This is a genomic window from Oleiphilus sp. HI0080 (genome assembly GCF_001635135.1).
Map to the genome: position 1 here is coordinate 1 of NZ_LWFU01000841.1, position 543 is coordinate 543.

The following is a 543-nucleotide window of genomic DNA, read 5'->3' on the forward strand; positions in this document are numbered from 1 at the left end:
CTATGTATTGAAGATTTATTTGCATCTATGGTTCGTCGGATATCTTCGGTAGAACGGTCAAGTGCTGTTCTTTGTGCGATGGTCTCTTCATGTTCAACAGCGTCAATCACCTCTTGTGCCTCGGCTACGGTTGTAACCGCACGAGTTTCAAGACTAATCTGCTTCGTCTCATTACTTAACGCCGCTTCCTGAACGCCCGCGCTACGCGTTGTAGCTGAAGCATTTGCTGCAAGCTTGTCATTGACCTTTCGGGCAATTGGTTTGGCTGTCACGGTTTTTGGTGTATCGAGTTTCACGCTTTCAGCAAGAGTGCTTAGTTTTGAAAGCTGGCTACTCATGGCGAGTAATCCACTGTTTTGTGCTTTCTCTCGTGCCGCCTTAATCTCTTCAGGTTTGGCTTTGATCTTTGGTTTGGGTTTTTTCACGATTTTTGGCTCAGGCTTAGGTTTTGGTTTCTCTACAACCTTTGGCTCAGGCCGTTTTTCGGGCTCTACTTTTGTTTCCTTTTTCTTGATGATCTGTTTTGGTTTTTCTTTCTTCTTG

General features: G+C 44.9%; 1 pseudogene. It reads right to left on the reverse strand.

Annotated elements, in window-relative coordinates:
* Positions 1–543, reverse strand: a pseudogene (locus A3751_RS23030) (hypothetical protein); the annotation flags it as partial.